6 protein-coding genes are annotated in these 7,234 nt (G+C 27.4%); all 6 read right to left on the bottom strand.

Features of this window, described 5'->3' with window-relative positions:
* On the bottom strand, positions 1-691 hold a 691-nt coding region (dgt, locus tag ACRC03_RS03290), incomplete at its 3' end, for a dGTP triphosphohydrolase (RefSeq protein WP_438651124.1).
* Positions 692-771: 80 nt separating this feature from the next.
* Positions 772-2,679, bottom strand: a complete 1,908-nt coding sequence (locus tag ACRC03_RS03285) for a DnaJ domain-containing protein (RefSeq protein ID WP_438651123.1) — start codon at positions 2,677-2,679, stop codon at positions 772-774.
* Positions 2,680-2,699: 20 nt separating this feature from the next.
* Positions 2,700-3,839: a tetratricopeptide repeat protein gene (locus ACRC03_RS03280; protein WP_438651122.1), complete on the bottom strand. Its 1,140-nt coding sequence runs from the start codon at positions 3,837-3,839 to the stop codon at positions 2,700-2,702.
* A gap of 9 nt (positions 3,840-3,848) precedes the next feature.
* On the bottom strand, positions 3,849-5,597 hold the full coding sequence (locus tag ACRC03_RS03275; protein ID WP_438651121.1) for an Hsp70 family protein: 1,749 nt from the start codon (positions 5,595-5,597) through the stop codon (positions 3,849-3,851).
* Positions 5,598-5,610: 13 nt separating this feature from the next.
* Positions 5,611-6,192 (bottom strand): nucleotide exchange factor GrpE, encoded by a 582-nt coding sequence (locus ACRC03_RS03270; protein WP_438651120.1) that lies wholly within the window; start codon positions 6,190-6,192, stop codon positions 5,611-5,613.
* Positions 6,193-6,343: 151 nt separating this feature from the next.
* Positions 6,344-7,234 (bottom strand): phospholipase D-like domain-containing protein (locus ACRC03_RS03265; RefSeq protein WP_438651119.1); only part of this gene is annotated, 891 nt, incomplete at its 5' end.

Raw genomic sequence — 7,234 nt, 5'->3', positions numbered from 1 at the left:
CAACTACTAATGCTTCAATTGTCCAATATTTAGATGAATCTAATTCCTCTAAGTATCCATCGTAAAAATCTAAGTTATATCTATATTTAGGAGTATTACTGCAATCACTATCAGATTTAAATTTACTATGTTTTAAGTTACATTCTATATATTGCTTTTTCTTACATGATTTGTATTCTAATTTGCTATGGTTTAGTATCCCCCATAAGACTTCTTTAGTTAAATTCAGTGAATTTTCTTCTAGTTCCGTTACTACTCTTATTCCTTGGAAATTATGTTTAAATCCTTTTTTTATTGGGTTAATATTTGTATTAAAGTCTGCTATTTTGTAACATCCATTCATGATATGATTAAGTGTTCTTTCTCCTACATGGCCAAATGGTGTATGCCCTAAGTCGTGTCCTAGCGCTATTGCTTCTGTTAGTTCTAAGTTTAATCCTAATACTTTTGCTATTGTTTGCGAGATTTGGTTTACTTCTAGTGAGTGTGTTAATCTGTTTCTTAAGTGATCATCTTTTGCTGCTAAAAATACCTGTGTCTTTCCTCCCAATCGCCTGAATGCTCTTGAGTACAAGATTCTATCTCTGTCTCTTTGAAATTTAGATCTGATATCATGTTCTTTGATAGTTGTTGATCTTTGAGCTTCTTCTTGTGAAGCTGCTAGTACTTTTGTTTTTTCATTTATGTACATTCCTTATCCCCCTTACATCACAAAAGCCGCAACTTTTATTTTTAAATCTAATGCGGCTTTCACTTATTTTATATTTTTAACTATTTTTTAAAATATGTATTATAAACATATAATACACCTCCAACTATAGCTACCAGAATAAGTGCATACACTATCAATTGAATTATTGCACCTCCGATAATTATAACTCCACTCAATATACTTGGACCTAATACGGCTATAAATATTATTCCTAGTATTATGCTAAAACATCCAGCTTTAGGTTCCTCATCCGTATTTTGAGAATTACTTGTATGTGAGTCATGTCTATGCAAATTAGCCTTTTTCTTTTGTTTAGCTAATGGTCTAAGATTTTCTTCCATTTCATCTATTGCATCAGGATTTAAATCATATATCTTAAAATACTGATCCTTTATTCTTATTAAACTGTTGTATACCTGTAAAGGTCTTTCTTCATTTATTTCTTCTTTTATTTCTTCAAAACGAATTTTACGTTGTTCATCACTTATTTCATAATCCATCCATAACTCTACTAGATGATAAATACCTAGCGAAATTTGAAAATCTTTATCCATAGCTTCATACTGTTCTTGTAGCATTTGTATAGATTCTGATCTTTTTAGTATATCTTCATATAAGTCTTTACCGTAATTAAACAATTCTATATAATGTCTCTTTAGTAAAACTATCGATTTTGCTACTTCTCCTGGTTTTTTATGAACTAACTTTTCAATTTGATCTATATTTTTATCAAAATCTTCTTCTGCTTTACTTTGGTCTTCAGATTTATATGAATAAATATAATAGTATAGTGGTTCTTTAACTTCCTTAATTATTCTCTGGTCTTGCTCTAGTTTAGTGTACAAATTATATATCTGCAAATTTGATTTTATATTTTCGTATAAATTGTTTACGTACTCATCTTCAAATAATTCTTTAGACCTTTTTGCTACTATTTCAGCAACTTGGTATAATTCTTTTTTATAAGCATCTATAGCTATTTCATATAATTTATCTGCTACATCTTTCTTATCATTTTCTTGACTAATTAAATTATGCTCCATACTATCTATAACATTATCAATCTCTTCTAGCTCTTTTAGATTAATATAGATTCTAATTAGATTTTCATAATATAAAAGGTTTATATACTTATTGTTTAAATTATTCTCTATATTGTCTTGTAAGAATATTATTCCCTTTTTATGTCTACCTGAGTATATATATGTATCTATTAAGTATGTAATCACTGTCTCATCTAATGGTTGTATCTCATGTGCACTTATGAAATATGATTCTGCTCTAGTATACTGCTCTTTATCCATGTACAGTATTGCAATATGTTTGTGATATTCATATTGTTCTGGACACATATCTACTAATTCAATAGCATATTTTATAGCCTCATCAATTTCATTATCATAATATAAGGCTAAGCTCAATCTATACAAATATTCATTTAAGTTTTTATTTAGGTTTAGTATTTTTTTACACCATTTTATAACAGTTTTATAATCCTCACAGTTCCAAGCTTCTACTACCTTTATTTTATACTGTCTTATTTCTTCTCCATATTTTAGATTTAAATCATATTCTTCTCTAGCTTCTTCATTTATTAAAGTCTCATATGCATTTTTAATCTTTTCAAACATATCTGGATCTTTTTCTGGTGTATGTATTCTTATTTTAGTAGCATAAGATTTTTTTATCTCCTTGCTTGTAGCCTCACTATCTATTTCTAAAATATCATATAAAGTTTCTTCATACTTTTCCAGCTCAACATGTCCATCTTTTTCATATCTAATTCTTTCATCATATTCAGCTCTAGATTGACTATCTATTAATATTTCATAGGCTTCCCTAACTTTCTTAAACATTTCTGAGTCTTTTTCAGGAGTATGACTTCTTATTTTTGAGGCATAAGCCCTCTTTATTTCTTCTTTGGTGGCATCCTCTGTAACCCCTAATATATCATACAAATTTTCCATATTTATGCCTCCATAAAAAACTACTGATTTATAACTTTTGTAACTTTAGAGTTTATAAATTCACTATTCGGTTTATATCTTACTAATTTTTCAAGCACCTCTTTTGATTTATTTTTTTCATCCAAGTCATTTAACATCAGTCCATAGCTGTAAAGACAGTCATCGTAATAGTTTTCATTTTTATATTCATTTATGTAAATTTCATAGTACTCTTTTGCATCTTCATATTTTTTTAGCATCCTAGCAGATTTTGCTGCAAAATATGTTGCTTCTGAGCGAATGTATTCTTTTTTAGGATATTCTTCAATTATATATTCAAACCCCTTTAGTGCTTCTTTGTAATTACTACTGCTATATTCATTTATATATTTATTGAAAAGTATAAATTTAGACTCGTCAGAATCTAAATTTAATATTTCAACTTTCCTACTCAACTTTTCGTTGATTGTTTTTTCTTCATCATATTTTTCTAAAAGCATATCATATTTTGAGTTTGAACTTGATAAAGCTTGATTATAAGAAATTTTTTTACTATTTAATAAACTGAGCAACATAATTAAAACAAAAGTTAATACTATTACTAAAATAATTAAAATAGTCTTAATCTTATTTTCTTTTTTGCGTTTAATTTTAAATGATACTCCACTATTTATTTGATTTTTAGCCTGCAAGTAATTTATATTAGAAGAATCCTTTTCTAGTAGTTTATCTATATATCCTCGTGCTTCTTTGTTTTTATTTAACTCAAGATAACACATAACAATCATTTCAACAGGTTCAATAAGGTCTGCATATTCATTTACTATTCCTTTTAATACTATAATGGCCTCATTGTATTTTTTTTGATAAATATAATCTATTGCTTTATTATAATTTATTACTAATTTTTCATACTTTGTGCTAGATAAAAAATCAATAAATTCATTTGCATCATTTTTATCATTTATTGTATTTTTACTTTTATACCAATATCTATATGCTTGTTCAAAATTGCAATAATAGTATTCACATACCCCCATCAAGTTTAGTATATCTATGTCCTCTTGGTATAGATTAAGGGCTTTTTTTAACTCTTCTTTAGCCGATGAGATTTTTTTATTTTCTATTAGATTTAAGGCCTTATTATAGTGAAAATAAGCTTTATTTATAATTTGTTCCATTATATACTCCTATACAGTTCTAAGATCAAATAGTATATCCGTTAACTCTTCTTCATATTTATCAACTAAATCTTCATTTCCATCTATAACTGCTTGCTTAAGTTTATCTAATACAGGCCTCAAATCATTACATTTATCATCTTCTAATTTTTCCATTTTTCTTTCTGCTAATTCTATGCTTCTTCTCGCTATCCTTGCCAATTCATATTCTTGCCAATTTTCAAGGTCATCACTGTTGTTCAAATACTTTTGTGCATTCCCACTACTTTTGTCTATATGTGGGTTATGAATCACTTCTTTGTGTACCTTTCCTATACTCGGTATAGTTACATATACTTCTAATATACTATTTAAATTGTATTTAAACTCCACTTCAATTTCTTCTTCTCCCTCAGGTTTAGCTGGAATTCCATCTACACTAAAACTTGCAATTTCTATATTATCATAAACAAAGTCTGAATATCCCTCATATACCCGTACTCCTACACTAGTTTGCCAATCACAAGAGGTATAGTAAGTTTTCTTTTTAGAGCATGGTATACTAGTATCTACTGGTATTAAGCAGTCAAAAACATTATCTACTTTTTTTACTCCTATTGTTTTTCGTATGCTTATTCCTAGATTATAGCTACATCTATCTGTTACTATTAGGCTAGTATTAGTATCTATTTCTTCATTTTTTATTCCCGCTTGTACTGCAGCTCCCATAGCTACAGCTTCATCTGGATTTATTCCACCTTTTACTTTTCCAGGAAATAAACTTTCTACTAATTCACTTATTGCAAATATTCTAGTTGATCCACCAACCAATACAACCATATCTATATCTTCCTTGTTGCAATTTGCTACTTTTAGTGCTTCTTCTACAGTAGATTGTGTATAGTGTAATAAATCTTTAGTTAACTCATAAAATTTTTCTCTAGTAAGTTCTACATTTACATTTATCAAATTATTATCAATAACTGCTATATATGGCATATATATATCTGTGGTGTTTTGTGCTGACAATTCTTTTTTAGCATTGATGGACGCTTCTTTAATTATATTTTTTGCCTCTAGTAGTTGCTTTTCATCTGTAAGTTTTTCATATAAATCTATTCCATTTTTATTTTTTATCTCTTCTAGAATAAATTCTTCTATTCTTTCATCAAAGTCTTTTCCACCTAGTTTATTATTTCCTCTACTTGACTTAACTTCTAATATCCCACTAAACATCTCAAGTACAGTTACATCAAAGGTACCTCCACCTAAATCATATACTAATATATTAGCTTCTGTATCTAAATTATCAATACCATATGCCATAGCAGCTGCAGTTGGCTCATTTATTATTCTTTCTACTTTTAATCCTGCCATTTCACCTGCTTTTTGAGTAAGCTGCCTTTGGTAGCTATTAAAATTAGCTGGTACTGTTATAACAGCTTCTGTTACTTCTTTTTTCAAAGCTTCTTCAGCTATCTCTTTCAATTCTTTTAGTAAAATAGCAGATACCTCATGTGGAAGGAATTCTTCATTTCCTATTTTTATTCTAGCATCATCATTTCCTATCTCTCGTTTAAATTCTGAGGCTACATTTTGAGGACTTGCTCTTAATATGTTTTCTGCTGCATATCCAGCATAGATTTCATTATTTTTTATTCCAACTAAAGATGGTATTATTTTACCAAGCTTAGCTGATATCATTTCTGGTTTACCATTTTTTATATACGCAATTTCTGATGTTGTAGTTCCTAAGTCTATTCCTATAATACTACTCATATTGTCCCCCTTTTTATTTTGCTATGATTACAGAAGCATACCTTATTACTTCTCCCTTTAATAAATATCCTTTTTGAGCTACTTCAACTATCTCCTCATTTTGTTTATCTATATTCTCAATTACTTGAACACATTTGTGTAAGTATGGATCTAATAGTTGACCTTTACATACAATTTCTTCTATTCCTATATTTTTTAATTGCTTACTTATTTGTTTATATACAATATCTAATAAGCTCTTTAAATTATGATTTTTAGTTTCTAAGACATACCTATATATTGAATCTACTTGATCTATTATACTTATTATATTTTTTGATATCCTTACTTCTTCTTTAGTTATTTCTTCTAATTCTTTTTCCTTCATATATAGTTCATTCTTTAGCTTACTGCAATTCTCTTTTAGTTGTTCAACATCTGCTTCTAACAATTGTAGTATTTTTTCATTCTTATTATTTATTTTTTTACTACTATCTTTATCTAAAGTTTTAATAATTCCATAAAAATCTTGTTCGTTGAAATTAGGATTAAAGTCATTAAATAATTTTTTCTCGTTAAATTTAGATTTTATACCCCCGCAAATTAAACTACTCAAAATATCACATCCCATTATGCTTTTCTTTAATTATACAAAATTTCACCTTGTTTTTTTGTAAATTCTTGTCAAATATCTTATATTTTTATGTTTCTATCTATTCTATATATTCTAATGATACACTTTTATATAATCTATATCTGCTTTAAATTTAAAAATTGAAATATAAACCTCTTAGCTCTCTTATCATTTTTAAGTCAGTATTGTAAGTTGCTCCTTCTGATCTTACATCATCCTTATACTTACCATCAAAAGATAGAAAGTTGTAACTTCCTTCTAAAAAGAATTTTTCATCACAAATTAATAACTTGTAATGTGAGTTTACCTTTTTAATTTTAAATCTACCATTATAATATCTAAACCTATCATTTAGTTCTTGTGCTACTTTATCACTCTTATTATCCCTACTTCTATTATCATTTCTACTACTATCATCACCCATTCCATAGACAATCTTGATAGTAGTTCCTTTTTTCAAACAATTCTCCATTTTTCTAATTAAACTATCATCTACAACACGATTATTCATCCAAGGACTAGCTATATTTAACTCATATATAGCATTTTCTATAGCATAGATAAACTTTTCTCTAATTTCTTTATCTTTTAAGTGAATAGCTTTATTTCTATTAGAAAATAGTTCTATTATGTAACTTATACTACTATCTACTACCTTTATATCTTCTATGATATAACTAGCTCCAGATTTTGTTATGTGTAGCTCACACAAATCCTTTATATAATACTGAGCTTTACAATAATTGAACTTAAGCTCTAACTCTTCTCTTTCTAACTTCGCTATTGTAGTTTCTATATACTTTATTGTCTTACTACTGTCCATGAATGCTATTGTATATAAAACTTTGTCACTAACTTTAACATGAGTATATTGATTTAACCTTTTACTTAAGTATAGTTTTTTGCTATTTATATCATTTATAGAAAAAGTATTATAATTATTGATGACATTGTCATATCTGTTAAGATTTTCTTTATATTCTTTAAACTCAGTTCTATCTATAGTTTTCAACTGATTTTTTAA

The sequence above is a fragment of the Romboutsia sp. genome (genome assembly GCF_051659545.1).
GTDB lineage: Bacteria > Bacillota > Clostridia > Peptostreptococcales > Peptostreptococcaceae > JBOFOR01.
Note: the sequence above shows the minus strand (reverse complement) of the source record. Positions and strands in the feature narration are given on the sequence as shown.